The sequence below is a fragment of the Stenotrophomonas sp. AB1(2024) genome, from assembly GCF_037482345.1.
Lineage (GTDB): Bacteria > Pseudomonadota > Gammaproteobacteria > Xanthomonadales > Xanthomonadaceae > Stenotrophomonas.
In genome coordinates this window covers 137,520-163,892 of record NZ_JBBHKO020000002.1, presented here as the reverse complement: position 1 = coordinate 163,892, position 26,373 = coordinate 137,520, and the positions used below count along the sequence as shown (strand labels likewise).

Sequence of the window (26,373 nt, the reverse complement as noted above, 5' to 3'; positions counted from 1 at the left end):
ATCGCCCGGCGCTGCAGATCAGGCCGTATCGAGCACCAACGGCGCCAACCGAGGCCGGCCTTCACGGCTTCCACGGCACCTCAAATGCAACTATGCAGGACGCAATCTGCCTCCTCGGTAACCTATGCCCCACCTTCGTCGTCTTTTTGGCCGTTGGCTGCGTCTGCGTCGTCGCGTGCGTTGGCGCTGGCGTGAGCGCCAAGCGTCGGCCCCGGCCATCGAGGCCACCGAGGGCCCACTGCGTGCCGCGCTGTACAGCGTTGAACAGATGGAGGTGTACGGCCGCGCGCTTGCGCGCCAGCATCGCGTGCGGACCCGGCCTGGCTCGGAGCGCTTGCTCGATCGCCTGCAAGCCAACGAACGTGTCCTGGAAGACGCCAACACTCTGCTCAGTAGCGTGGTGCGCGAGCAGCGGCCGGTTACCCCGGCTGGGGAATGGCTGCTCGACAACTACTACCTGATCGAAGAACAGATCCAAACCGCGCGACGCCACCTTCCGCGTGGCTACAGCCGGCAATTGCCTTCGCTTTCCTCCGGCCCATCTGCCGGGTTACCACGCGTGTATGAACTGTCGATGCAGGCCATCGCGCACGGCGATGGCCGCATTGACGCCGATACGCTGGGCCGTTTCATCGCCTCGTACCAGTCGCTCGCGCCCCTGAGTCTGGGCGAACTGTGGGCAGTTCCCATCATGCTGCGCCTGGCACTGCTGGAGAATCTGCGGCGCATGGCTGCGCGGGTGATGCGCGATGGGACTGACCGTCGCTTGGCTGCGCAATGGGCTGACAACCTCAATCGCGCGGCTTCCGACACCCCTACCGATGTGGTCCTGGTGGTTGCCGACATGGCACGATCCGCGCCGCCCTTGACCGGCGCGTTCATCGCCGAGCTGACTCGCTCGCTGCATGGGCGCGGCGGCGCCTGGGCCATGCCCATCGCCTGGCTGGAACAGTGGGCGGCAGCGGCTGGGCAGCGCATCGACGAACTGGTCGCCGCCGAGGGACAGCAGCAAGCGGCCGATCAGGTATCCATCGGCAACAGCATCGGCAGCCTGCGCTTTCTCTCCACCATGGATTGGCGCACCTTTGTCGAAGATATGAGTGTGGTCGAGCAGCGGCTACGGGAAGACCCCATGGCCGTCTATCCGCAGATGGATTTCGGCACTCGCGACGCCTATCGCCACGTGGTAGAGAAAATCGCTCGCGGTAGCCGCGTAGCGGAGGAGCGCGTTGCAACCATCGCGCTGGACCTGGCACGCGCGGCTACGCCGCTCGACGGGCCACGCACGCACGTGGGCTACTGGCTCGTTGGCGAAGGCCTGCAATCCACCGTTGAAGCGGTGGCCGACGCGGCACCGCACCACCGCAAGGCGCGGCGACTGGCTCATCGCGTGCCGCTTGCGCTGTACCTGCTGCCGATCGTCCTGCTGGCGGTGCTGGCCACCCTTGGCCTGCTGGCAACCGGCAGTGGCCCGGTACCCGTCTGGCTGGCCGCGCCACTCGGGCTGCTGGTGTTCAGTGAGCTGGGCATCGTACTGGTGAACTGGACCGCGACGGTGCTGGTCGCACCCAGGCCGCTTCCCAAGCTCGATTTCAGCAAAGGTATCCCTGCCGCCTGCGCCACCGTGGTCGCGGTCCCGTCGATGCTGTCCAGCATCGACGGAATCGACGTTCTGGTCGAAGCGCTGGAGGTCCGCTTTCTGGCCAACCGCGATCCTCAGCTGCGCTTCGTGCTGCTGACGGACTTTCTCGACGCCGCGGCAGCCAAGGTGCCGATGGACGACACCCTGCTTGCGCACGCCGTGGAGCGGATCGAGGAGTTGAACAATCGTTACGCGTCCGAGCGCGGCGATCGCTTCTACCTGCTGCACCGCCCCAGGCAATGGAACCCAGGCGAAGGTGTGTGGATGGGACACGAGCGCAAGCGCGGCAAGCTGGCAGCGCTCAATGCCCTGCTCCACCAAGGCGATGCGGCCGCGTTCATGCGCATCGTCGGTGACGCGGCTGCCCTGGTCGGCGTCCGCTACGTCATCACCCTGGATGCGGACACGCAACTTCCGCGAGATGCGGCACGTGCTTTCGTCGCCACCTTGGCGCACCCGCTCAACCGCCCGCGCTTCGATCCGAAGCTGCAACGCGTGGTGGAGGGCTACGGCATCCTGCAGCCCAGCGTCGGCACCAGCCTGGGCAGGCGCCGCACCTCGCGTTTTGCCAGGATGTTCGGCAGCGAGCCCGGCATCGATCCGTACACGCGCATGGTATCGGACGTCTACCAGGACCTGTTCGACGAAGGCTCGTTCGTGGGCAAGGGCATCTATGACGTCGAAGCCTTCGAGCATGCGCTCGAGGGCCGCCTGCCCGAGAACCGCATCCTCAGCCACGACCTGCTGGAAGGCTGCTATGCACGCGCAGGCCTGGTCAGCGACGTGCGCCTGTACGAGGACTATCCCGAACGCTATGCCGCCGACGCCAAGCGCCGTGCGCGCTGGATCCGCGGCGACTGGCAGCTGTTGCCCTGGTTGTTGCCGTGGACACCGCGCCCGGGATCAGGATGGGAACGCAACCGGCTCAGTCTGCTGGCGCGCGGCAAGTTGCTGGACAACCTGCGCCGGAGCCTGGTGCCGATCGCTGCCCTGGCCTTGTTGGTGACGGGCTGGCTGTATGCCGAAAACGCTGCTGCATGGACCGCATGGGTGTTGGCACTGTGGTTCGCGCCGCCGCTGATAGGAATGCTGCGCGATGCCCTGAGCGTTCCGGAAGACACACCGCTGGAAGCCCATTACATCAAGGTCGGGCGCGGTACGCTGCAGTCGTTGCTGCGCGCATCCACCCAGATTGCCTGCCTGCCCTACGAAGCGCTGCTGGCCGGTGGCGCGGTGCTGCGCACGCTTTGGCGCATGGCCATCACACACCGTCACCTGCTGCAATGGAACCCCTCCAGCGAAGTCGAGCGCGGCCTCGGCGCCGACCGCGGCGCGGAATGGCGGGTGATGGCGCCGGCGTCGCTGTTGGCGCTCGCACTGGTGGCTGTGGTGGCCGGCCTGCGTCCGCAGCTGCTGCCGCTTGCCCTGCCCTTCCTGTTGGCGTGGACCTTCGCGCCCGCGTTGATGGCTTGGCTGGGCAGGCCGCCGGCCGCGATCGTGGCCGAACTGTCCGGTACGCAGCGGGCGTTCCTTGGCCGGCTGGCGCGGCGCACCTGGTCTTTCTTCCAGGCCTGGGTACGCGAGCAGGATCATTGGTTGCCGCCGGACAACATCCAGGAGCATCCAGCGCAGGTGGTCGCGCGGCGCACCTCGCCGACCAACATCGGCCTGTCCCTGCTGGCCAATCTGTCTGCGTGGGATTTCGGCTATCTCCAGCAGGGCGCGGTAGCTGAACGTACGGCCCGCACGTTCGATACGCTGGACCAGCTGCCGCGCCATCGCGGCCACTTCCTGAACTGGTACGACACCGAAACCCTGGCGCCGCTGCCGCCGCGCTACGTCTCCACCGTGGATAGCGGCAACCTTGCCGGCCACCTGCTTACGCTGCGCCAGGGCCTGCTCGCGCTGGCGGACGCGCCGGTGTTGGCCCCGCACACGTTCGAGGGCTTGGCCGATACGCTCGGCGTGCTGGAAGAGGAACGGCAGCGCCATCGCCCCGGCGATGCGCAACTGGGCGAGGCGCTCAACCACCTTCGCCAACGCCTGGTGTCAACCCGTGTCGACCGCCCCCGCGGGACGGCGCAGGCGCTCGCCCGGTTGCAGGAGCTGGTCGGTCTGGCCGACGCCGTGCTGGCGCAGTGGCCGGCACCGCAATCGCCCGAGGAAGGGGAGCTGCACTGGCCGGCCCTGTTCGCTGCCGAATGCCATGCCGCCCAGGCTTCGCTCGCCGACATCCCTGCCGATGCCAGCGCGGCCGTCGATGTGTCGGTGCCAAGCCTGCGGCAGCTGGCCGCCCTGCCCGGTACGGCCGGTGAGGACGCACGCGCGCGCATCGAGCAACTGCAGGACCTGGCGCACCGTGCCGGGCAGTTTTCGCTGATGGAATACGGGTTCCTGTTCTCCCGTACCCGCAACCTGCTCTCGATCGGATACAACGTAGACGATCACCGCCTCGACAACAGCTTCTACGACCTGCTGGCCTCTGAAGCGCGGCTGTGCGCCTTCGTGGCCATCGCCCAGGGCCAGTTGGCACAGGAGAGCTGGTTTGCGCTCGGCCGGATGCTCACCGAGGTCAACGGCACGCCGACGCTGTTGTCATGGAGTGGCTCGATGTTCGAGTACCTCATGCCGCAGCTGGTGATGCCCAGCTATCCGGACACGCTGCTCGACCAGACCGCGCGGCACGCGGTCGAGGCGCAGATCGTCTACGGTCGTACCCTGAACCTGCCGTGGGGCGTGTCCGAGTCCGGCTATAACGCCGTCGATGCCCGCCTGAACTACCAGTACCGAGCGTTCGGCGTGCCGGGATTGGGTCTCAAGCGCGGTCTGGGCCAGGATCGGGTCATCGCGCCCTATGCCAGCATGATGGCGCTGATGGTGGCGCCGGAAGCGGCCTGCCAGAATCTCCAGGCGCTTGAGGGATTGGGGTTTGCCGGGCGCTTTGGCATGTACGAGGCGATCGACTACACCCCCGCCCGGGTGCCGCCGGGGCAGGATCACGTGCTGCTGCGTTCGTTCATGGCCCACCACCAGGGCATGGGCCTGCTGTCGCTGGATTACCTGTTGCGCGACCAGCCGATGCAGCGCCGGTTCGTGGCCGATGTCGAGTTCCAGGCCACTCTGTTGCTGCTGCAGGAACGCATTCCGCGCATCGGCGTATTCCATCCGCATGAGGTCGAGGCCCTGGGCGAGCACGCCGCCATGGCCCAGGACGAGACATCGCTGCGCGTGCTGCGCAAGCCGGGTGGCCCGCGCCCGGAAGTGCAGCTGCTGTCCAACGGCCGCTACCACGGCATGCTCACCCATGCTGGCGGCGGCTACAGCCGCCACGGCGACCTGTCGCTCACCCGCTGGCGTGAGGACGGCACCACCGATGCCTGGGGGACGTTCTGCTACCTGCGCGACGTGGACAGCGGCGAGTTCTGGTCTGCCGCGTACCAGCCCACCTGCGTGGCGATGGACAATTACGAGGCGATCTTCTCTGACGCCAAGGCAGAATTCCGCGGCGCGCACCACGGCTGCGAGAGCCACCTTCAGGTTGCCATCTCCGCCGAGGACGACATCGAGCTCAGGCGCCTGCGCCTGACCAACCGCAGCCGTCGCCCGCGCACGGTAGAGATCACCACCTATGCCGAAGTGGTACTGGCACCTGCGGCGGCCGACGATGCGCATCCGGCCTTCAGCAACCTCTTCGTGCAGAGCGAGATCCTGGCGGCCAAGCAGGCCGTGCTATGCACGCGCCGGCCACGTTCGCACGACGAGGTGCCACCGTGGATGTTCCATCTGGTCGCGGTGCATGACGCGGAGGTGGTGGCGATCTCCTACGAAACCGACCGTGCGCGCTTCCTGGGTCGTGGCAACACACCGCGGACGCCGCGGGCGTTGACCACCGATACCGACCTCTCCGGCACTGACGGCTCGGTACTCGACCCGATCGTGGCCATCCGCGTCCGCGTGGTGCTTGAGCCCGAGCAGACCGTGCAGCTGGACATGGTTTATGGCATCGGCGCCGACCGCCCCGGCTGCGAGGCACTGGTAGACAAATACCGTGATCGCCGCCTGGCCGACCGCGTCTTCGACCTGGCCTGGACGCACAGCCAAGTGGTGCGCCGGCAGATCAACGCAAGCCAGGCCGAGGCGTCGCTATACGAGCGCCTGGCCAGCCACGTGTTGTATGCCAGTCCGCTGCTGCGCGCGGGCGCCGGCGTCCTCCAGCAGAACCAGCGAGGACAATCCGGACTGTGGGGCCATGCCATCTCGGGCGACCTGCCCATCGTCCTTCTCAAGGTAACCGACGCGGACAACGTGGAACTGGTCAGGCAACTGGTGCAGGCGCATGCTTATTGGCGCCAGAAGGGACTCAACACCGACCTGGTCATCTGGAACGACAGCAAGGCCGGCTATCGGCAGGAACTGCAGGACCAGATCCTGGGGATGGTGGCCGCCAGTTCGGAGACGGGCCTGCTCGATCGCCCTGGCGGAATTTTCGTACGGCCGGTGCAGAACATGACCCACGAGGACCGCATCCTGTTGCAGGCGGTGGCACGGGTGGTGATCAGCGACGAGGACGGCACGCTGGTCGCGCAGGTGGGGCGCCAATCCCCGCCCGCGCGCCGGATCCCGCCCCTGGTGCCGCTGGCGGTGCAGGAGGAACTGGCACTGTCGATGGAGGAGACGCCTGGGCTGCCCACCGCCGCCGACCCGGGACCCAACCCCGGAATGCCCTCGGGCGCCGAGCACGACGAAGACGTGGACGACCCGTGGCCTTTCCTTCCGTACCGCGGCGCAGGCCAATTCGACAACGGTACCGGCAGTTTCAGCGAGGACGGCCGCGAATACGTCGTAGTGCTGCGCGAAGGTGCCCCGACACCGGCGCCATGGGCCAACGTGATCGCCAATGCCCGTCTGGGCACGGTCGTCAGCGAAAGCGCGCCGGGCTACACCTGGTTCGAGAATGCACACGAATTCCGCTTGACGCCCTGGCTCAATGACCCGGTGTCCGACACGGGTGGCGAGGCCTTCTACGTGCGCGACGAGGACACAGGCCGTGTCTGGTCGCCGATGCCGCTCCCGCGCCGGGGTACCGGGGGGTACCGTACGCGTCACGGATTCGGCTACACGGTCTACGAGCATATCGAGGATGGCATCGTCAGCGAGTTGTGGGTTTTCGTCGACGTCGCCGCACCACTGAAGTACTCGGTCCTGCGGTTGCACAATCTGTCGGGCAGGCCACGGCGGCTTTCCGCCATCGGTTACGTTGAATGGGTCATGGGTGACCTGCGCGCGAAGTCGCGCATGCATGTGGTCACCGAACGCGACTCGCAGACAGGCGCGCTGCTGGCGCGCAATACCTACAGCACCGATTTTGGTGGCCGCATGGCGTTCTTCGACACCGATGCCGAGGGCTGCGGCTGGACCTGTGACCGCCTGGAGTTCATCGGCCGCAACGGCGGCCTGCACGCACCGGCGGCGTTGCGTCGCGAACGTCTGGGTGGACGCGCGGGCGCGGGCCTGGATCCCTGCGCGGCGCTGCAGGTGCCGCTGGAGCTGGCGCCGGGCGAGCGCAGTGAAACCACGTTCCGCCTTGGCGCGGGCCGCGACCGCGAGGAAACGCTCGCGTTGGTACGAGGCCGCCAAGGCGCCAATGAGGCAAACGATGCGCTGGACGCGGTGCGCATCCACTGGCGCCATGTGCTGGCCAGCGTCCAGGTGCGCACGCCGGACCCGGCGTTGGACGCTCTGGCCAATGGCTGGCTGGTCTACCAGACCCTGGGCAGCCGCTACCTGGCGCGCAGTGGCTACTACCAGTCGGGCGGCGCGTTCGGCTTCCGTGACCAGCTGCAGGACGTGCTCGCGCTGGTACACGCCCGCCCGGAACTGGCCCGCGAACACCTGCTGCTCTGCGCTGCACACCAGTTCGCCGAAGGCGATGTGATGCACTGGTGGCACCCGCCGCAAGGTCGTGGCGTGCGCACCCGCTGCTCGGACGACTATCTCTGGTTGCCCCAGGGCGCATGCCGCTACCTGGAGATCACCGGCGACACCAGCGTGCTGGACGAAATGGTTGGCTTCATCGAAGGGCGCGCGGTGACACTGGAAGAGGAAGGGTATTACGACATGCCCACCCTTTCGGCACTGCGCGGCACCCTGTATGCACACTGCGTCCTCGCCCTCGAGCGCGGTTGCCGGTTGCTCGGCGAGCGCGGTCTTCCGTTGATGGGCAGCGGCGATTGGAACGACGGCATGAACCGCGTTGGCGACCAACAGCGCGGCGAAAGTGTGTGGCTGGGCTTCTTCCTCCATGACACGCTTCGCCGCTTCACCGCACTGGCCAACGCGCGCGGCGATGAACACCGTGCGCACTGGTGCCAGGAGCAGGCCGACAGCCTGCGCCAGAACCTGGAACAGCATGCCTGGGACGGGGAATGGTATCGCCGCGCGTGGTTCGACAACGGCATCCCGTTGGGCTCGGCGCAGAGCGAAGAATGCCGCATCGATTCGATCTCCCAGAGCTGGTCGGTACTGTCCGGCGTTGCCGCGCCCGATCGTGCCCGGCAAGCGCTGGATTCGCTCTATACGCACCTGGTGCGCAAGGACGCCAAGCTGATCCAGCTGCTCGATCCGCCCTTCGATAGAACCACGGAGGACCCCGGTTACATTCGGGGTTACGTGCCGGGCGTGCGCGAGAATGGCGGCCAGTACACCCACGCGGCCGTGTGGGCGGCCATGGCATTTGCACACCAGGGAGATGCGACGCGAGCCTGGGAACTGGCCGGCATGATCAACCCGCTCAACCATGCACTGGATCCGGAGGCGGTCCAGACCTACCGCGTCGAACCCTATGTGTTGGCGGCGGATGTCTACGCCGTGTCTCCGCACGTGGGGCGAGGCGGCTGGACGTGGTACACCGGCTCGGCCGGTTGGATGTATCGCCTGCTGGTCGAATCCCTGCTCGGCATACGTCGCCAGGGCGATCGTCTGTCGCTTGCACCTTGCCTGCCGGATCACTGGCCGTCATTCGAACTGAGCTACCGCTTCGGCCGCAGCCGCTACGAGTTCGTGGTGACGCGGAATGCGCGGGATCAGCCGACGCTGCATGTGGATGGCGTGTTGCAGCCGGACCTCACCGTCCTGCTCCGCGACGACGGTCATCATTACCGTGTGGCGCTTGACCTGGGTGCGCCCCCGGGATGAGCGTTCGCCCCGAAATACAGGCACGGCTGGATGCGCTGGATGAAATGCTGGCGCACTGGTTGGCGCAGGTGCGCCATCCGGCGCAGTTCTGGCCGCAGTTTGAAATGCTGGCTGCAGAGATTCTGGACCAGTGCACGTACACGGAGAGGGTCCAAGCGCGTGCGCGCATCGAAGCCATGCTCAAACGCCACGCGCTGGAGCTCCCGCCCTGGCACGAACGTGACGACAGCCCGCCGCCGAGGAAGCCAGGAGAGTGATGCCCAGTACCATCCGCCAGACAAGTACACACCTAGTTGCCCGTCATCTTCAGCGCAGCGTCCGGCAAGCGCGCGCCAGTGATGCGGATCTGAGCAACATCCTCATCGATGCGTATCAGGTCGGCCTGGTCCAGCATCAGATCCAGGGCACCCAGGTTCTCGTCAAGGCGATGCAGCTTGGTGGTCCCGGGAATCGGTGAGATCCACGGCTTCTGCGCCAGCAGCCAGGCTAACGCCACCTGCGCAGGCGTGACGCCCTTCCCAGTTGCCATCGCTTTCACCACGTCCACCAACGCCATGTTGGCCCGACGTGCCTCAGCGGAGAAGCGCGGCACCACGTTGCGGAAGTCGCTCGCGTCGAACTGCGTGTGCTCGTCGATCTTGCCCGTCAGGAAACCCGCCCCCAGGGGACTGAACGGCACGAAGCCAATGCCCAGCTCCTCCAGCAGCGGCAGCAGCTCATTTTCCGGCTCGCGCCAGAACAGCGAGTACTCACTCTGCACGGCAGTCAGCGGCTGCACGGCATGCGCCCGGCGGATGGTCTGCAATCCTGCTTCGGACAGCCCGAAGTGCCCAACCTTTCCTTCCGCAATCAGTTCCTTCACCGCACCGGCTACGTCCTCAATCGGCACTGCCGGGTCTACCCGATGCTGGTACAGCAGATCGATGCGGTCGGTGCGCAACCGCTTGAGGCTGGCCTCCACCGCCGCCTTGATATGCGCCGGCTGGCTGTTGGTGCCCGGCCCGCGCGCACCGGTCACCGGGTCGATATCGAAGCCGAACTTGGTGGCGATCACGACCTGATCGCGCACCGGCGCCAGCGCCTCACCCACCCGTTCTTCATTGGCGAACGGACCATAGGCTTCAGCGGTGTCGAAGTGGGTAATCCCGCGCTCCACCGCTGTGCGGATCAGCGCGATCATCGCGCGCATGTCCGCCGCCGGGCCATAGCCCGAACTCATGCCCATGCAGCCCAGGCCGAGGGCGGAGACTTCAAGGCCTTGTCCAAGAATGCGGGTTTTCATCGTGGGTTCCTCATCGAACAGTGGGCGGAGTGTCCAACCAGGCCTTGACGGTCTCCATGGTTCTGCGCTCCTGAACAGCAGCGTACAGATGATCGGCGGCGCGGTTTCACCCCAGATCGGAAAGCCCAGGTACACCGTGTCGTAGCGGGCGATATCAGCAATGCCTGCGCGCAACGCAGGCTCAACGCCGTCGTCGCGCTCCTGCCGCCCGGCGGCCAGGGTTTGGGGATGGAATCGTCATGGATGCAATCTACGCCCCACGATGCATGCTTGCAGAGGCATAATCGGATATCGCTTATATCCGGAGCGCATCAATGAGTGTCGAGAACTACGACCAACTGGCGATGTTCGCCCTGGTGGCACGTGAGCGCAGTTTTACCCGCGCCGCCGCCCAGCTGGGCATGTCCCAGCCGGCGCTGAGCCGGTCCATGCGCCAGTTGGAAGAGCGCCTTGGCGTGCGCCTGCTCGCCCGCACCACCCGCAGCGTTTCCCCCACCGAAGCGGGCGAGCAGCTGTTGCGGGTGATCGCGCCGCGCTTCGAGGAAATCGATATCGAGCTGGCCCAGCTCAACGCCTTCCGCGACAAGCCCGCCGGCCGCCTGCGCATTACTGCCGGCGAACACGCCGCGCTCACCGTCATGCAGCCGGTGCTGGGCAGACTGCTGCCCGGGCACCCGGACCTCAACATCGAAGTGATCGTCGACTACGGCCTTACCGACATCGTGGCCGAAGGCTTTGATGCCGGCATCCGCATGGGCGAACAGGTGGCCAAGGACATGATCGCCGTGCGCGTCGGGCCCGACCTGCGCATGGCCGTGGTGGGCTCGCCTGCCTACTTCCAGCGCCACCCGAAGCCGAAGTCCCCGCACGATCTCACCCGACACAACTGCATCACCATCCGCCTGCCCACCCACGGCGGCATCTTCGCGTGGGAGTTCGAGAAGAAGGGCCAGGAGCTCAAAGTCAGGGTGGAGGGCCAGCTGGTGTTCAACAACATCGCCCTGCGCCTGGGCGCGGCACTGGAAGGGCTGGGTCTGGCCTACATGCCCGAGGACCTGGTACGCCCACACGTGCAGGCCGGCACACTGGTGCACGTGCTGCAGGACTGGTGCCCCTCCTTCCCCGGTTACCACCTGTACTACCCCAGCCGCCGGCAATCCTCGCCGGCGTTCACGCTGTTGCGCGATGCGCTGCGCTACCGGAGCTGAGTGCAGTTGATCAGGGCGAAGGTGCCCGGGTTTGTTCCAGCGCCTGCGCGGCACGGACGGATGCCGCTGCGTCGCCGCTATGGGCCAGCAGCTCGGCTACATGTTCCAGCTGCGCCCGGCTCAGCCCCACGCGCTGGCTGGCCGCCATGTGCGAACGCAGCTGCGCCTCCACGCCGGGCATGGCTGCCAGTGCGCCCACCGTGGCCAGTTCGCGGCTTTGCCAGTCCAGGTTGTCCCGCTCGAAGATGTCGCCGAACAGGTGCGTCTGCAGGAACTGGTTGATGACCGGCGCGAACGCCATGACCGGCCCCTTTACCGGGGCACCGGAAATGCGGGTCTGGTTGGCGGTGCCCACTGCACGCAGCGCGTCGCCCACCGGAATCTCGCCGCTTGGCGGCTGACCGGGTGCGTCGGCAATGCTCTGCGCCTTGCGCGTCTCCACCACTGCCATCAACTCATTCAAGGCGTTGAGGCTCTTCGGGAAACCGGCATAGGCATACACCTGTACCAAGATCTCTTTAGCTTCACTGATGCTGAGCCCGGCATCCAGCCCCCGGTTCAGCGCTGCGTTGAGCTGGGGTATGTTGCTGGTGGCGGCGGCAGCGGTGATCAGCGGTATCGCTTGCTGGCGGGCCGACAGCGCGCCCGCAACCGGCGCATCGACAGTCGCAGCCGCCTCGCCGTACTGCGCATCGCTGACCTGCTCCAGCCAGATCACCGTCTTGCCCTCGGCCACGCCGGTCACCGCCAGATGGGTCATGGCGCTGTGCGGCGCCGCACCGTGCCAGTGCTTCACGCCGGGCGGGCACACCACCACATCGCCCGCGTGGATCTGCTGCACCGGTTTGCCCCACTCCTGGGTGAGCCCAACACCGGAGGTCACCACCAAACGCTGGCCGGCTGGATGGGTGTGCCATGCCGAATGCGCCCCAGGCGCGAAGCTGACATGGGCGGCCGAGGCCTGCACGTCTTTATCGGCCGCGAACAACGGGTCCACTCGTACCTTGCCGACGAAATTGTCTGCAGCGCCAGCGAAGGACGTCTGCGTGCCGGCACGGGTGATCTGCTGCGTTGGCGATTCAGCCGCGCCGGCGAACGGTGCCGCCACGCTCAATGCCAGGCCAAGCACCGCATTGCGGCCGGAGGATGTACGTTGGTGGGTCATGGCGTGAGGGTCCGGGCGTAGAAGGTAGTCAGCCTGCCCACTGCGGCGTCCACATAACGCGGTACCCAATAGGTCTCGATATGCGTGGCGCCGTCGAGCAGCACCAGCTCCCTGTCGTTGGTGCCGGTCGCCCTGGCGAAGGCGTCCTGGGTCATGTACAGGCTGTCGGCCTTGCTGCCGGCAATCATCAGCAGCGGCTGGTTGATCAGCTCGATCTGGTTGGTGGCGTCGAACCGCATCAGGTCCAGCAGGCTGCTGGTGGTGTAGCGAAAGGTGGAGTTGGGGTGGGCGTGGGTCTTCCAGTAATACTCATAGCCCTGCCGGTACAGGTCATAGGGCAGCTTGGCGATCTGCTCATCTGTAAGGTTGGCATCGCCTGAGTACAGCACCTCACCGCCGGCCACCTCCTGCGCGCGTGCATCCGAGGCCTGCTGCAGCCGCTGTTGGATCGTCTGCAGCTGCGAATCCACGTAGCCGTTGCGGCGCACGCGGCCGGAATTGAACATGCTGATCGTTGCCACGGCCTTGAAGCGCTTGTCGGTCTGCGCCGCCGCGAGTGAGTAACCCCCGCCACCGCAGATGCCCAGCAGACCCAGGCGTGCGTTGTCCACCCAGGGGAAACGGCTCATGTAGTCCGCCATGCCATGGATGTCTTCAATGCGGTGGGAAGGTTTATCCACGCTGCGGGGCTGGCCGCCGCTTGCGCCCTGATAGGCCGCATCGGCGGTAATCGCGATGTAGCCCTGCTCGGCCAGGCGCTGCGCGTACAGGCCGGCCACCTGCTCTTTCACCCCGCCATTGGGGTGGGCGACAACGACGGTTGGGTATTTCCGCGAAGGGTCAAAGTTGGCCGGCGTGTAAAAGTTGGCCGCGATCTCGATGCCATCCAGCGAATAGGTCACTGGATGGATGTTCACTTGATCGGGCGTGTTGCGCGTGATCGCCCCGTCATAGGCCAAGGTGTAAGGGTTCAGCTTGTAGTCGGCAGCAGAGGCGTTGCCTGCCACCAAGCCTAGAGACATCGCCAACAGCGTGGCGCGCATGAGGTGCTTCATTCGGGGTGCTCCCCGTCCGGGCGGTCCAAATGTTTCTTCTCCAGGAAATCGCCCACCAGATCGGCGATCTGGACGCTGTTGAGGTCCGAGAACAGGAAGTGGCTGTTGCCGTGAATTCCCATGTCCGGCAGATGGATCAGGGTTACATCACCACCTTGCCGGTTGACGGCGTCGCGCCATGCACGGGCCATTTCGAGGCGTGCCCGCCAGCTGTCCTGCGCGGGTAGGCGAACGGGTTTTTCGGGGATGTTGTCGCCGTAAAGCACCAGGATGGGGATCCGTGCCAGCGCCTTGAACTCCTCAGCCGATACCACGACCGGTGCGACGGTGTCGAAGGCGCTGGGGATCGGTGCCGGTGCGTCGTCCCTGGCGAACACGAAACTGCTACCGGGCTCGAAGGCAACGATGGCGCGCACGTTCGGGCTCTTTATCGCCGTCATCCAGCCCGGGCCTCCCGCCTGCGAATGCGTAAACAGGATCGCTGGCCCGGTCTTCTGCAACAAAGCGGCTACCCCCTCGGAGACCACCCCGATGTCATACGGCCCGGTATTGGGCGTGATCGAGCGGAAGAACTGGTCAAGCGTGGTCTCGCCCTTCGGGAACTGGCTGCCAGCAAAGTAGTCGGGCCAGAGGCCAATGCGGAACTGGTTGAACCACATCTGATCGTCCGCTACCGGCTTGAGCGTGGACCCGACCATGCTTCGGCCGGCTTTGCCGCGCCTTGGCTGATCGATCAGGTAGGTCGTGAAGCGACGACGCAGGAATAGATTCTGGAAGCCTTCGCGGCCGTCGGCGGTCGTTTCCCAGCTTTTAGACGACTGGCCAGCGCCGTGCCACATCACGATCGGCAGCGGGCGCGCATCTACCGGCACCTGGTAAAAGGCATAGACATGATCGCCGTGGTAGCTCTGGCCATCCGGCTTGGTGGGTATCAACGGATCGAAAGCGCCGGGCTGCTGCTGCGCCGTGCCGCCGGCGATGAAACTGCCTTGCGATTGGATCTGCAGCGGCTCGCTGGCCATGGCGGTCGCGGCAAAGAGCAGGACCGTAATGCAGGTCAAGGTAGCCCCCAGGCCGGGCCCCACAGTGCGGGGGATGGTGCGAGTCTGCATGGACCACTCCGTGACCGATAGTCAGGAGAATCTACGTGCGGGGGAATGATAGAAAAAGCGCAGGAATGGCATATGACTAATGCATGGGAGATATATATTCCGGCCTATGATATGGCTCTGCACATCTGCGCCGGTCTTCGAGCCGCTCTTCACTACAGAGCCGTTTGGCGGGGCAGCGGGCTGGGGTGGAGCCGGCGCTTCGGGTTTACGACCTATTTTGGGGAATTCCGCAACTGAGCAGTGTTTCTGGAGAAGGCACATGCCCGTTTCGGCCATAAACGGCCCTCGCGGTGGTCTTCACCCAGCACGCTTTAAGGGTTAAGGGGTTGGCCAGCCTTTGTACAAGAGCCGCCATCCGCCGCGCACATCACGCCATCGATCCACGTCACATATCGCGATATGCGGACGTTGTAGACCATTTGTCCATAGAAGCCGGCCTCCAGGGCGTGCTCTGGAACCGCCGTGATCCACGATCCCAGGCCAATGAGTTGCCAGGCACCCTGCCTATGCACAACGAGCGGGCCACCGCTGTCGCCGCTTCCCAACACACCCTCGAGCGGCAGGCCTTGTGCGGGGGGATCGAATCGATACCAGACATAGCGATCGTCAGCTCCAGTAATGGAATTGTAGGCCCGCCTCATCACGCCACGATGTGGAGCGTTGGGACTCTGCCCTTCGATGCCATTGCCGGTTGCCCCTTTCCCTACAAACATGGCGACTTCCGTGACTTCATCGCTGCCGCGATAAAGAGCTACCGGTGTAATTTGCTCCACTGGCGTTTCGAGCTCGATCAAAGCCATGTCATCCGAACCTGCCAGAAAGGCGTGAATCCTGGACGGATCGCCCGTCTTCAAGGCCTCCTGGCCCAACGCGTCGGGCATGCGTTTGTAGCCAGGATGGACGATTACCCGAGCTACTTTGTACCCCTTTCCGTTGACCGAAATCTCGGCGTCCATACCTTCCATGGGAGCCGCATGTGCTGCGGTGACGACCCACTTCCGCGCGATGAGGACGCCATGCCCTTCGCCGGGCATGTCTGCCAGCGCCGGAAATTCAGATTGCGCTATCCGATACTTTGAATCGTCAACATCGCTACGGATGACGACGGCGTTCGCCGCGAACGGCAGGATGAAAAGAGCAACCAAAAGCCCGCGATTCATGTGTCCGCTCTCCTTGCAGGTATTCATCGGATGACCACCCGCAATGCCTTGCGAGGCTCGTCGCACTATAGCCGGAGCGGCCTCAACGCCGGACCTGTTTCTGACAAGACGAGGTTGGCTGCGACGAAAGCCAGGAAATGAGGTCTGAGGCCAGGAACCCATCCCTTGCCACGCGCATCACGCATCCGCCCCACCCGGCGATGGTTTTCCAGTTGTCTGGCGCTGGGAGGTCGCTGATTCCACTCGTAGTAGCCGCTGGCCGGCACCTTCAGGCATTGGCACATCAGCCGATTCGGAAACTCATCGCGGCAACGTTCGATCACCTGATACTCAGGGTGATCCCTTTGCAAAGAACGTCGCCGCTTCTCGCAAAAAATCCCGTTCCTTCTTCACCCGCGCCTACTCGCGTTTGAATCGGACCAACTCTTCGTCTCGGGGCGTTCCGGTGCCAACGAAAGCGACCGCTCCCGGTTTCTGCACCTCCCGCTTCCAGCGGGTCAGAAGGGTACTGTGGATGACCCAGTATACGGGCCACCTGGGCCATTGAGTATGCCCGTGGTGCGCCAATCTGCACCAATCTGATACCTGCCTCGCTCCAGAACCGGCGCTCGCGCACTTCATAGGCCAGCTCGGTGTGCCATTGCGCTGCGACTTCGTAGCGGTTGCCCATGGCATGATGCTGCTGCCACATGCTTGCGCGGGTGGGTCGAAGGCGTGGCGATGCCTCGGCAAAGGCGTCTCAGGCGGAGTGTACGTCCCGCAGGGCGACTGGCGGCCGTACGGAACAAATGGTGCGCGTCTCCGGCGGCTTCAAGCGAATGGGTCGATGTAACCGCGGCGCGCGGCCAGTGTCACTGCATGCGTGCGGTCATGTACGCCGAGTTTGCTGAAAATCATCTTCAACTGTGCCTTGATCGTTTCGACCGAAAGGTTCAGGTGCACGGCTATCTGCTTGTTCGCGTGCCCGCTGGCAACCAGCCGAAGAATAGCGATTTCCCTCTGGGTCAACGGCTCGTCAAGCGCGTGCGTCGCGATCTCCTGTGCAATGCCCGCAGAAACAGCGCGGCGACCCAAATGCACCGAGCGAATCGCGTCGACCAGTTCGGACCGGATTCCGTTCTTCAGCAGGTAGCCCGCAGCGCCGGCGCGTAACGCCCGCACAGCGTTCGCGTCGCCGGGATAAGTCGTCAACACCAGGATTCTGGCATCAGCGGCGAACCGACGGATCTCGACGATGGCTTCAACGCCGCCAACACCGGGCATCTGCACATCCATCAGCGTTACGTCGGGAGACAACTGTCGAAACTGCGCGATTGCTTCGGCGCCGTTGGCGGCTTCCCCAACCACCTCCATGTCCGTCTGCCGGTTAAGAAGCGTGCTGATGCCGTCGCGCATCATCACGTGGTCGTCAACGACGAGGACGCGAATGGGCGGCGGATCCAAGGCTGCATGCGACATCAGGAACTCCTCATAGTCCGAAGCGCCCGAAGGAGCGCCGCTCTTCGCGTTTGTAGGCGATGGACCCCGGTACTGTCAGCACGACCTCCGTTCCGCCGTCGGCGCCAGCTCGTACGACCAGACGGCCGCGAAGCTTCCGCGCACGCTCGGCCATTCCAACGAGCCCGAAATGTCCTTCCTTGGCACCATGTGCAGCGATAGGCGCATCGATCCCCACCCCGTCGTCCGCCAGCCGCAGGACGAAGCTCGAACCAAACCGGATCTCCACGGTGACGCGGGTCGCCGCGGCATGTTGTCGAATATTGTGGAGGGCCTCCCCCGCGATGCTGCTCACCTCTTCCAGCGCGAGAGGATCCAGTCCGCGCGGCGACCCGCCAACCGAAATGGCGAAGTCGATGGCGGGATCGAACCCGGTTCGCCCAATCAAATCGCAGATGACCTGCTCGACGTTGCCCTCCTGTTGCGTCCGCAGCTCCCGTACACGGTCGCGCCCTTCGGCGATCACCTGGTCGGCCATGTCGATCGCCGCGACGAGTGATGCGCGACCTGCCAATCCGGGCGGCAGGTCGTCAGCGGCGAGCTGAAAACGAAGGGTGAGGGCCTGGATGGCCTGGAGGAGCGTATCGTGCAGCTCGCGTGCGATCCGTTCGCGCTCCTCGATGCGCTCGGCCATTCTCAATCTGACGCCGCGCGCCACGACGCGCAGCCGCATCGAATAGGCGAGCCACAGAAGCGCTGTCAGCGCGAAGGCGCACAACAGCCTGAACGGCCAACTTTCGACGAACGTCGGTTGGATCTCGAAGTTGAGCCCCGCGCCGGTCTGGTTCCAGACGCCGTCGTTGTTCCTGGCCATGACCTGGAAACGATATTGTCCCGGCCCGAGGTTTGAGTAGGAAACCATACGTCGAGCGCCCGCATCGACCCAATGTTCGTCAACGCCCTCCAATCTGTACCTGAAGCGCACCCGCTGCGGTACGGTGAAACTCAACCCGGCGTAAGTGATGTCGATAGTACGCGTTCCGGCTGCAAGAGCAAGGTTCGCCGGGTCGCGCCAGATGCGCCCCCCACTGGCAAGGGAGCGAATGGTGACCGGTGGCGGAAGTTTGTTCGACGGAAGATTTTCCGGGTCCAGGAATGCCGCGCCCTGCCGGTTTAGAAACCAGATCCTGCCATCCCCGGCCAGAACGCTTTGCGCACCCGCGAACCCGCCGTGCTGAACCGTACTGGCCAGGCCATCCAGCGCGTCCAGTTTCGTGAAGGGAAGGGGTGCCTGCGGGTCGTCAAAGGCGCGATCGAAGTCGACGGTAGCCACCTTGTAGGCGCCGTTACGGTTGAAGAGCCAGGTTTCGCCGTTCGCAGTCTGCTGCAGCGTCCGCATCCAGGTGATCCAAGGAAATCGCTTCCCATCCAACTGGCGTAATTGATTGCCACGCAGCCTCGTCAGTCCGGCGCTGCCGCTGACGAAGAGATCCCGGGAGCCGGGAAGATTGCCGGGGAGGACAGCCCATGGCGTGCCGATGCCGGTGGGGCTGAGCGGGATGGTTTCGAGACGATCACCATGCAGGAGGACAGCACCCGGTGGCACGATCACGGCAAGGTCGCCGGCTGGCGTGGTGGTGAGGTCCCAGACATCGAGCCTGGCCAGCTCGCCTTCGGGCTCGTGCCAGCCATCTCCGTCGCGCCAGATGAGCTTGCCGCTGGTGAGCCCCAGCCAAAGGCGCCCGGCGCCATCTTCCGCGCAGGCGATCTTGGCGTCGCCACCGGGGTGCCCGGCTGTGACGGTCGTCTGTGAGCCGTGAATCGAGAGGGTACGCCCTCGCTCCAGCACCCATACGCCGCCATCGCGCGCGGAGCATATCGACACCTCGTCATTGTCCAACGTCCGGATCGGCTTCGGATTCCCTCCCGGAGGTACATGAAACAGTGTTCGCTGCGATGCGATGTAAACACTGCCATCGCGTGCTTTCGCGATGGTCAATCCATGTGCTGGATCTGCCGGGACAGCCGCATCCTGTATCGCGCTGGCGCGCCGGAACTGATCTATTCCGCTCTCCGTGGAAATCCAGACATTGTTCTCCCGATCCACAAATGGCGCATAGCTGATGTCGGAAGTAAGGCCATCGGCGGCACGAAACCGGCGAATGCCGGAGTCAGCCGCGCCGCGTGGCGAAAAGGGCTCCGCTACGTGGAATATTCCAACTGCCCCGGTCGTGCCCCAAAGCCCGCCGTAGTGGTCGAACGTGAAGGCGGCTCTCGAAGCTCCGGATACCGCAGGGAAGACGATGCCCGCCTTGGACGGCGCGCCATCGGGGCCGAAAAGCATGCGGGTGCCGGCAGCATCCGACGCCCACAATGTGCCATTCCGGTCGAGGCCGATCTTGGGGCGTCCGGACAACCGTGCCTCCATTTTGCGGAAGCGGTCTGCACCGGGTGCAAGGAGCGCCAGCACGCCGCTTCCCCCATCTTCGGCACCCAATGCGATCCATAGCCCGCCATCACGGGCAACGACCAGGTCCATGATGTACCCGGGGGGCAGTTCCAGTTGTTCGTCCACGCGTTCCCAGCGGGAGCCGCGCAGGCGGAGCAGTCTCTTATCCAGTCCAAGCGAGGACGCCCAGATTGTCCCATCAGGCGTTTTCGCAAATGCGGCCAAGCCTCGCGGAGGGTCGGGCATGTGCATGTCGTGGAGGGCTCCATCACGATACACGGCCACCCCTTCGGCATCCCGCAAGCCTACCCATAGCTCCCCGCGCTCGCCGGCCATGAGCGCCGACGGAGATGCATGTCGCTTCCCCGATCCTTCGCGCCAATCGATCAGTTCGAACGTGGCGCCGTCGAAGCGATAAAGCGAATCGCCCGCGAGCCACAGATACCCATCATCGGTCTGCGCGATCCGCAGCAGGCCATCGGGCGCGCCGTCGTCTGCGGCGGCCCGCACATGCTTGAACCTCGCAAAGCCAGGCGGGGACATCTGCGCATGGGAAATCGACGTGAAAGACAACCCTGCCACCAGGAGCAGCACCAGGCCCATCGAGACTGTGCGGGACGGGGTCATTGCACTGCCACCCTTATGCCTCGTCGGCAGCTGCCGGAGCCCTTCAGTGATGCCGGTACTGGAGGTGCCCATAGTTTCCACAATTGCCCAGGCCTATTCAACTGCGCTCCGGGGGCCAACGACACACTTGCTCCTTCCCTGACACGACCGGTCAACCCATGTACCCTCGGCGACAAAAGCCCCCACCATTTCAGGGATGGATTGAGGAGAAGACCACGTCGACGAACCCGGCCCTGGTTGCTTCCCTGGCCCAGTCGCGCTGCAGCTCGCAGGCCAGCTGGATCCAGGTGATGGGTCGCGCGCCGGCCTGCGCGATCCGCTCGAGTCCGGCGCGGTGGGCGACTACCGATGTGCCGCCTACGGCATCCACTACCGGATAGACATCGAAGCCCTCTTCAAGCGCATCCAGGGCTGGAAAGGCAAGGCAGACCTCGGTCCACAGCGCGACCATGATCAGCTTCTTCCTGCCGGTCGCCTTGACTGTGGTGACGAAATCCTCGTCCTCCCACGCGTTGATCGAAGTACGGTCGATGGCTTCAATCTCGCCCAGCACGTCCGTGAGCTGATGGATGGTCGGCGTGTTGAGGCCGGTGGCGACGTTGACCGTCGACAGGACAATGGGCAGACCATAGAGCTTCGCCGCTCTGGCCACGGCGACGACATTCGCGATCAGTTCGCGACGTTCCATCGACACGATCGAGGCGACCTGGACCGGTTGGAAGTCGATGATCAGCAGCGCTGCGTTCTGCGGCGTCAGCAGCTTGTCCTCGATTGGATCCCGGACATTCTGTAGGGTTCTCATGGCGACTCCTTCAGTGAACCTTGGTGAAGTGCGTGTCTGTCGGTCCTTCGCCGGTGATGTAGACCACCGCCGATTCGTCGCGGGTTATTGCGAAGTGCGCGTCGCCCGCCGGCTCGGTGTAGAAACCGCCCGCCGGCAGCAGCTTGAGCCGGTCGTCGCTCAATGCAGTGCCGTAACCGAAGTACCAACTACCGCTGACCACCACCGCGCTGCGTCGGTCGCGGTGCGTATGTGCCGCGATCCGGGTATGCGGCGGAACACGAATCTCTATGGTGTAGGGGCCCGACCTGGTGGGGTCGCCAAACAGAACGGTCGTGCGGATGCCCGCAACGCCGGAAGTCCCAGGCCCCGCACCGCCCTTGCCCAGGCTGGCGATCTCGGCCGGCGAAAGCCGGGCTCGCTCTACCCCGGTATCGGCCGCCGCCGTGAGAGCCAGGACGACGCCGCACAACGCGGCGCAGAGCGAGCGCGTGCTCACGGTTCATTCCCCAGGAACGATACGATCCGGCTAACCGTTGCCTGCGGATTCTCCTCCATGATCCAGTGGCCGGAGTCCGGGATGATGCCCTCGGTGACGTTCGATGCGGCGGCGCGCATCACCACGGCCATGGTCGCACCGAACGATTTTTCGCCACCGAGTGCAAGGACCGGCATGGAGAGCCGATTGCCTGCCGCCAACCAAGCCCGGTTGTCGACGGCGTCCTGGTCGAAAGCAGCGAACTGCGCGAAGCCCGAGCGCATTGCGCCGGGACGGGCGTAGAGCGCGGCATAGTGTTGGCGCGATTGCTCGTCGAAACGGTCGGGATGCGCCGAAAACTCGTTCCAGAACCGGTCCAGGTAGATGCGCTCGCGTCCGGCGACCAACCGCTCCATATCCGGGCCGCCAAACCGGAAGTGCCACAACATCGGCATCTTCAGGATTTCATCCCAAGGGCCGACGCCAGGGACAGGCGCGTCGATCAAGACCAGGTGACCAATTCGATCTGGCTGCTGGGTTGCCAGCGCAAAGGCGACCATGTTGCCGATGTCGTGCGCCACCACGTCGAAATGCTCGACTCCAAGCCCGGTGAGTAGTGCCTGCATGTCACGGCCCTGGGTCAGCTTGTCGAAGCCGTCGGCTGGATGCGATGAAAGCCCCATCCCTCGCAGATCGGGCACGATGACCGTGTGATTGTCTTTCAACGCTGCTGCAAGCGGTGCCCACATGTCGCCGGACTCACCATATCCGTGCAGCAGCAGCACCGCCGGCCCCTCCCCTCCCACATGCACATGGAGCGTCACGCCATTCGCGGTCACGTCACGGGACTGGAACCCGGCAGGAAACGGTGGGACCTTCGCGACCGCGGATGCCGAGATGCAGAGCGCCATTGCCAAGAACATAGATCTGAACATCACGTCTCCCTCGAGCCAGCAAGGCTCTGCGAATGTGATGCTCAGTATCCTGCTGCGCGGGGCTGGGCCCTACCCCAACCTGGGTCTGATCGCAGTACCCGAATGGGTATGGCGCCCCTGCGCGCCTCCTCAAAGTACTTGGCCGAAGCAGCCTAAGCCCGCTGTGCGTTGTGCGGGACCCAACGTAACGACACACTGATACGACGGTATCGGCTGGAAATGGTCATGCGTGCCGACCACGATGGTTCGCTTCCGCCGGCGATGCCGTTCGGTGACGAGCACGTGGAGGACTCGCGGAGCGCTCCGGCGTGCTGAGGTAAGGCCCGGCTCAACTCCGCCATTTCAGTGACCGGGCAGCAACAGTGTGATCTTCAGGTCCAGCACTTCAATCAGCTGCGGATCCATGAAGCGGCGCCTCGACCGGTTGAATCCAAGGCCAGAAGCGGACGCTAGCCCTGAAAGTCCAAAGATGCCCTCGGATACGAAGCGCTCCCATGCTTCTCCAGGGTCGCACTGGCAGCTTCATAACCCGCATCCATCGCCTTTTGCCTTGAACTGGCCTCGGACATCTTTGGCATTGGCACAGTTGCCCGGATGACGATGTCGGCTTCGCTCAATTCCGGATCCGCCAACTGACACGTCTGCAGGTGCATGGAGCGTCGGAGCACGCCAGCGGCTGACAGCGTCATGGGCTCGCCGTCATTGCAGTAGATGTCCACCGCAATGACGGCACGGGCGCCCATCGCGCGCGCAAAGCGCACTGGCACCAGACTGCTGACGCCACCGTCCACGAGACTGCCGCCGGGATAGACTACGGGCACGGTCGCGCCTGGTACGGCCGCCGAAGCGCGAACAGCATCTCCAGGCGCGCCCGCTGCCAACACAACGGCATCACCGCTCTCGAGATCGGTCGCGACAGCACCGAAGCGTATTGGGAAATCCTCGATCCGCCTCCCTTGAGTTGCGCCATCCACCCAACGCGCAATCTCGTCGCCGCGCATCAAGCCGCCCTCGTCCAGGGTCAAGTCGATCAGCGCGGGCACGTCGATGCTCGTTGCAGCGGCTTCCAATTGTTCGACGGTCGCGCCGCTGGCGTAGGCGGCACCTACGAGCGCGCCCGCGGAGGTGCCGACCACGATATCCGGTCGGATCCCGTGCTCCTCGAGCGCACGCAGCACGCCGATGTGTGCGAAGCCGCGCAGTCCACCGCCACCGAGCACCAACGCGACGGGCTGGTCGGTATTGGACGCCGCAACGGCGTGTTGACGAACCGTCTCCAGCCTGAGCGGAGTGAGCGGTCGTACCCTAGCTTCGCGGGAATGTCCTGCCGCTGCCAATGCAGCGGCGGCGAGTGCCGCTGCCAGAAGCGATCCGAGAGCCGACATCCAATACTGCGGCCGCTTTCCAGACCGAGCCAGTTGTGCCGCCGCGTTCACTGCGGCCCCGCCAATGCGACGGCATCGGCCCCAGCCGGAAAATGAAACTGGTCGGTAGCGTCGTGCACGGCCCGCCACACCGCTTCGGCCACATCCTGGGGTTGCGTCGTCGCCTGCGGACGGGCGAAGGCTTCGAAGATCGGACGCGCGAAGTCCGCATAGGTGTCGGGGATGAGACCGTTCATGCGCTCGGCCCCGTTCTCGGCGAACCGCGTCGTCGGGCCGTAGCCGGGTTCAACCAGCTTGACCCGGATGCCGAACGCGCTCAGTTCATGCGCCAGCGAACCCGTGAAGCCTTCGACTGCGGTCTTGCTGCCCGTATAGGCGGCAGCGAGCGGCATGCTGGCCAGGGTGACGCTCGAGGTGACATTCACGATCGTGCCTGCCCGGCGCTCGCGCATCTGCGGAATCACGGCCTGCACCATCGCCATCGTGCCGAACGTGTTGGTCTCGAACACCTCGCGCACCGATTGCATCGACGTAGCCTCGAAGGCGCCGACGACACCGATGCCCGCGTTGTTGACGAGCACATCAATCGGACCAGCCTCGGCGACGGCCCGCGCGATGCTATCGGCATCGGTGACATCCAGCGCGACCAGCCTGATGCGGTCGGACGCGGGCAGGAGGGCGGGATTGGGCCGGCGCATCGTTGCGACGACCTTCCATCCGCGCTCGTGGAAGTAACGGGCGGTTTCCAGCCCGTAGCCGGAGGAACAACCCGTGATCAGGACAGTCTTCATTGCAGGAACTCCGTGGTGGTTGGGTGTGACCACGATAGGTTCACGACAAAGGACTATCGATACTGTAGAGTCCGCGAAACATTGGCCATAGTCCTGCCATGACCGACCCCCTCGCCGAACTGATCACCCTGCTTCGACCCGCCAAGGTCATGGGCAAGAGCATTTCCGGCGCCGGGCAATGGGGCGTCCGCTACGCGCCATTCGGACACCCTGGCTTTTGCGTGGTGACCGACGGTACGTGCCTGCTGCAGGTCGGCGGTGCGGACCCGCTGCGCCTGGAAGCGGGCGACTTCGTGTTCCTGCCCGCGACACCGGGATTTGTTCTGTCCGGGTTCGAGCCTGTCGAGCCGCAGGACATCGACCCCGCCACCGTCATGGATCAAGGTCATGAAATGCGTCATGGCGCCCTTGAGGGAGAGCCAGAGGTGCGCATGCTGGGTGGCTATTTCGTCTTCGATTCGCCGGACACGGCGTTGCTGGTAACACTGCTCCCACCGGTCATTCACGTCCGGGGCGAAGACCGTTTCGGTGTGCTCGTGCGCCTTGTGCGCGAGGAAGCCATGCAATCGCGGGCGGGGCGCGACCTCATCCTGACCCGACTGGTCGAGGTCCTGCTTATCGAAGCCTTGCGCGCGGCACCGGGCGACGCTGCGCCGGCAGGCCTGCTGCGCGGCCTGGCGGACGAGCGCCTGGCCCTGTCGATCCGCGAGATGCACCGCGATCCTTCGCGTGCCTGGACGGTGGAGCAATTGGCCAAGGTCGCGGCGCTGTCGAGGTCGGCCTACTTCCAGCGCTTTACCCGCGCGGTCGGCATGCCGCCGATGGAGTACCTGCTCGCCTGGCGCATGGCGATCGCGAAGGACATTCTCGATCGTCAGGACTTGGTAATCGAGAAGGTAGCCGAGCGCGTTGGCTATTCGTCGGCGAGTACGTTCAGTACGGCCTTCACTCGCTACGTGGGTCGCTCGCCGAGTGGCTACGCCCGGGAGAGACGCCAAGTACGCTCCCGTGCGCCCTGACGTCCGCTTCGGGTCGGATGATGCCCTGCGGCCGAGAATGGACATCCACCCTCCCCGATAATAATCCCCCTCCTCGATGATGGGCTCCTGGTAATCAGGTTGCGGGTGCCAATGTTGTCGCGATTGTTGATCCCCGTTTCCGAATCAAGGAATACGTAGGACACCGCCGAGAAGCCAGCATGAGGATGTGGCGGAGCGGTGGCCTCATGCCCCTATGCCGGAGGAAATCGTTGCCGATGAGCTAGCCAGCGGGAAACTGCGTCGGATCCTGCCCGCATGGCACGGCAAGCCCATGTCGGTCTACGCCATCACCGAAACCCGCCTGCTTCCGGCAAAGACGCAGCGGTTCATCGAGTTTCTGCGTGAGCGGCTTGCACGGACGTGATACCACGGAATTCGAATGGAATGGCTGCTATGCGTCGACCGGTTGAATCCAAGGCCAAAAGCGGACACTCAACGACTCGTGCGACTGCACCTTCACTGCATGTCGAGTGTGATGTGACCGCGCTCCAGCTTTCGATATGCAACCGCAGTTGCACTGGCTGTGGCTGGCGCATCCACCGAAAGCACAATGACCCCTGGCTTTGTCTCGACATAAAGCCGGGTGCCAGGCTCGATGCCCAGGGCATGGAGCCAGAGGCCGCAGAGCTTCA

17 protein-coding genes and 4 pseudogenes are annotated in these 26,373 nt (G+C 64.7%); 5 read left to right on the top strand and 16 right to left on the bottom strand.

The window, feature by feature from the left end:
* Positions 1-124: 124 nt before the first annotated feature.
* On the top strand, positions 125-8,836 hold the full coding sequence (locus WIX41_RS17290) for a GH36-type glycosyl hydrolase domain-containing protein (protein WP_339449765.1): 8,712 nt from the start codon (positions 125-127) through the stop codon (positions 8,834-8,836).
* Positions 8,833-9,093, top strand: coding sequence for a hypothetical protein (locus tag WIX41_RS17285; RefSeq protein ID WP_339449764.1), 261 nt, complete (start codon positions 8,833-8,835; stop codon positions 9,091-9,093). Before WIX41_RS17290 ends, WIX41_RS17285 begins: the two co-directional genes overlap by 4 nt.
* 32 nt (positions 9,094-9,125) lie before the next feature.
* On the opposite strand, the gene WIX41_RS17280 is transcribed toward WIX41_RS17285, so the two are convergent.
* Positions 9,126-10,118 carry an aldo/keto reductase gene (locus tag WIX41_RS17280; protein WP_339449762.1) on the bottom strand — a complete coding sequence of 331 codons (993 nt, stop codon included), beginning with the start codon at positions 10,116-10,118 and terminating at the stop codon, positions 9,126-9,128.
* A gap of 87 nt (positions 10,119-10,205) precedes the next feature.
* Positions 10,206-10,337, bottom strand: a pseudogene (locus WIX41_RS17275) (flavodoxin); the annotation flags it as partial.
* A gap of 95 nt (positions 10,338-10,432) precedes the next feature.
* Here WIX41_RS17275 and WIX41_RS17270 point away from each other — a divergent pair.
* Positions 10,433-11,326 (top strand): LysR family transcriptional regulator, encoded by an 894-nt coding sequence (locus tag WIX41_RS17270; RefSeq protein WP_339449760.1) that lies wholly within the window; start codon positions 10,433-10,435, stop codon positions 11,324-11,326.
* 10 nt (positions 11,327-11,336) lie between these two features.
* Here the strand turns inward: WIX41_RS17270 and WIX41_RS17265 are convergent, their stop codons facing one another.
* The 14 genes and pseudogenes from WIX41_RS17265 to WIX41_RS17205 all read right to left on the bottom strand — a co-directional run bounded on the left by WIX41_RS17265 (position 11,337) and on the right by WIX41_RS17205 (position 24,701).
* A complete protein-coding gene (locus WIX41_RS17265) occupies positions 11,337-11,777 on the bottom strand; it encodes a carboxymuconolactone decarboxylase family protein (RefSeq protein ID WP_431197076.1) in 441 nt (146 codons plus the stop codon).
* Positions 11,778-11,792: 15 nt separating this feature from the next.
* Positions 11,793-11,972, bottom strand: a pseudogene (locus tag WIX41_RS17500) (carboxymuconolactone decarboxylase family protein); the annotation flags it as partial.
* 30 nt (positions 11,973-12,002) lie between these two features.
* A pseudogene (locus WIX41_RS17260) lies at positions 12,003-12,491 on the bottom strand ((R)-mandelonitrile lyase); the annotation flags it as partial.
* On the bottom strand, positions 12,488-13,546 hold the full coding sequence (locus WIX41_RS17255; protein ID WP_409187528.1) for an alpha/beta hydrolase: 1,059 nt from the start codon (positions 13,544-13,546) through the stop codon (positions 12,488-12,490). The gene WIX41_RS17255 and the pseudogene WIX41_RS17260, both read right to left, overlap by 4 nt.
* Complete coding sequence (locus WIX41_RS17250; protein WP_409187527.1) at positions 13,543-14,658, bottom strand: alpha/beta hydrolase; 1,116 nt, start codon at positions 14,656-14,658, stop codon at positions 13,543-13,545. The genes WIX41_RS17255 and WIX41_RS17250 overlap by 4 nt, the downstream gene beginning before the upstream one ends.
* A gap of 311 nt (positions 14,659-14,969) precedes the next feature.
* Positions 14,970-15,818 carry a S1 family peptidase gene (locus WIX41_RS17245; RefSeq protein ID WP_409187534.1) on the bottom strand — a complete coding sequence of 283 codons (849 nt, stop codon included), beginning with the start codon at positions 15,816-15,818 and terminating at the stop codon, positions 14,970-14,972.
* A gap of 167 nt (positions 15,819-15,985) precedes the next feature.
* Positions 15,986-16,488 (bottom strand): annotated as a pseudogene (locus WIX41_RS17240) (hypothetical protein); the annotation flags it as partial.
* 140 nt (positions 16,489-16,628) lie between these two features.
* Complete coding sequence (locus WIX41_RS17235; protein WP_339449754.1) at positions 16,629-17,276, bottom strand: response regulator transcription factor; 648 nt, start codon at positions 17,274-17,276, stop codon at positions 16,629-16,631.
* Positions 17,277-17,286: 10 nt separating this feature from the next.
* Complete coding sequence (locus tag WIX41_RS17230) at positions 17,287-20,331, bottom strand: sensor histidine kinase (RefSeq protein WP_339449752.1); 3,045 nt, start codon at positions 20,329-20,331, stop codon at positions 17,287-17,289.
* Positions 20,332-20,521: 190 nt separating this feature from the next.
* A complete protein-coding gene (locus WIX41_RS17225; protein ID WP_339449751.1) occupies positions 20,522-21,133 on the bottom strand; it encodes an isochorismatase family protein in 612 nt (203 codons plus the stop codon).
* Between the two features lie 10 nt (positions 21,134-21,143).
* Positions 21,144-21,611: a cupin domain-containing protein gene (locus WIX41_RS17220; RefSeq protein ID WP_339449750.1), complete on the bottom strand. Its 468-nt coding sequence runs from the start codon at positions 21,609-21,611 to the stop codon at positions 21,144-21,146.
* The gene (locus WIX41_RS17215; RefSeq protein ID WP_339449748.1) at positions 21,608-22,525 is read right to left on the bottom strand and encodes an alpha/beta fold hydrolase; all 918 of its coding nucleotides are present in this window, start codon (positions 22,523-22,525) and stop codon (positions 21,608-21,610) included. Before WIX41_RS17215 ends, WIX41_RS17220 begins: the two co-directional genes overlap by 4 nt.
* A 449-nt stretch (positions 22,526-22,974) precedes the next feature.
* On the bottom strand, positions 22,975-23,910 hold the full coding sequence (locus WIX41_RS17210; RefSeq protein WP_339449746.1) for a patatin-like phospholipase family protein: 936 nt from the start codon (positions 23,908-23,910) through the stop codon (positions 22,975-22,977).
* A 47-nt stretch (positions 23,911-23,957) separates the two neighbouring features.
* Positions 23,958-24,701, bottom strand: a complete 744-nt coding sequence (locus WIX41_RS17205; protein ID WP_339449744.1) for an SDR family oxidoreductase — start codon at positions 24,699-24,701, stop codon at positions 23,958-23,960.
* A 98-nt stretch (positions 24,702-24,799) separates the two neighbouring features.
* On the opposite strand from WIX41_RS17205, the gene WIX41_RS17200 reads away from it, so the two are divergent.
* A complete protein-coding gene (locus WIX41_RS17200; protein WP_339449742.1) occupies positions 24,800-25,720 on the top strand; it encodes an AraC family transcriptional regulator in 921 nt (306 codons plus the stop codon).
* A 214-nt stretch (positions 25,721-25,934) separates the two neighbouring features.
* Positions 25,935-26,105, top strand: coding sequence for a LysR substrate-binding domain-containing protein (locus WIX41_RS17195; protein ID WP_409187526.1), 171 nt, complete (start codon positions 25,935-25,937; stop codon positions 26,103-26,105).
* Positions 26,106-26,373: the final 268 nt, after the last annotated feature.

Excerpts from the sequence above, each read along its gene's own strand:
- WIX41_RS17290 (WP_339449765.1), top strand. The coding sequence starts at position 125 with ATGCCCCACCTTCGTCGTCTTTTTGGCCGTTGGCTGCGTCTGCGTCGT.
- WIX41_RS17285 (WP_339449764.1), top strand. The coding sequence starts at position 8,833 with ATGAGCGTTCGCCCCGAAATACAGGCACGGCTGGATGCGCTGGATGAA.
- WIX41_RS17280 (WP_339449762.1), bottom strand. The coding sequence starts at position 10,118 with ATGAAAACCCGCATTCTTGGACAAGGCCTTGAAGTCTCCGCCCTCGGC.
- WIX41_RS17270 (WP_339449760.1), top strand. The coding sequence starts at position 10,433 with ATGAGTGTCGAGAACTACGACCAACTGGCGATGTTCGCCCTGGTGGCA.
- WIX41_RS17265 (WP_431197076.1), bottom strand. The coding sequence starts at position 11,777 with ATGGCAGTGGTGGAGACGCGCAAGGCGCAGAGCATTGCCGACGCACCC.
- WIX41_RS17255 (WP_409187528.1), bottom strand. The coding sequence starts at position 13,546 with ATGAAGCACCTCATGCGCGCCACGCTGTTGGCGATGTCTCTAGGCTTG.
- WIX41_RS17250 (WP_409187527.1), bottom strand. The coding sequence starts at position 14,658 with ATGCAGACTCGCACCATCCCCCGCACTGTGGGGCCCGGCCTGGGGGCT.
- WIX41_RS17245 (WP_409187534.1), bottom strand. The coding sequence starts at position 15,818 with ATGAATCGCGGGCTTTTGGTTGCTCTTTTCATCCTGCCGTTCGCGGCG.
- WIX41_RS17235 (WP_339449754.1), bottom strand. The coding sequence starts at position 17,276 with ATGTCGCATGCAGCCTTGGATCCGCCGCCCATTCGCGTCCTCGTCGTT.
- WIX41_RS17230 (WP_339449752.1), bottom strand. The coding sequence starts at position 20,331 with ATGACCCCGTCCCGCACAGTCTCGATGGGCCTGGTGCTGCTCCTGGTG.
- WIX41_RS17225 (WP_339449751.1), bottom strand. The coding sequence starts at position 21,133 with ATGAGAACCCTACAGAATGTCCGGGATCCAATCGAGGACAAGCTGCTG.
- WIX41_RS17215 (WP_339449748.1), bottom strand. The coding sequence starts at position 22,525 with ATGTTCAGATCTATGTTCTTGGCAATGGCGCTCTGCATCTCGGCATCC.
- WIX41_RS17210 (WP_339449746.1), bottom strand. The coding sequence starts at position 23,910 with ATGTCGGCTCTCGGATCGCTTCTGGCAGCGGCACTCGCCGCCGCTGCA.
- WIX41_RS17205 (WP_339449744.1), bottom strand. The coding sequence starts at position 24,701 with ATGAAGACTGTCCTGATCACGGGTTGTTCCTCCGGCTACGGGCTGGAA.
- WIX41_RS17200 (WP_339449742.1), top strand. The coding sequence starts at position 24,800 with ATGACCGACCCCCTCGCCGAACTGATCACCCTGCTTCGACCCGCCAAG.
- WIX41_RS17195 (WP_409187526.1), top strand. The coding sequence starts at position 25,935 with ATGCCGGAGGAAATCGTTGCCGATGAGCTAGCCAGCGGGAAACTGCGT.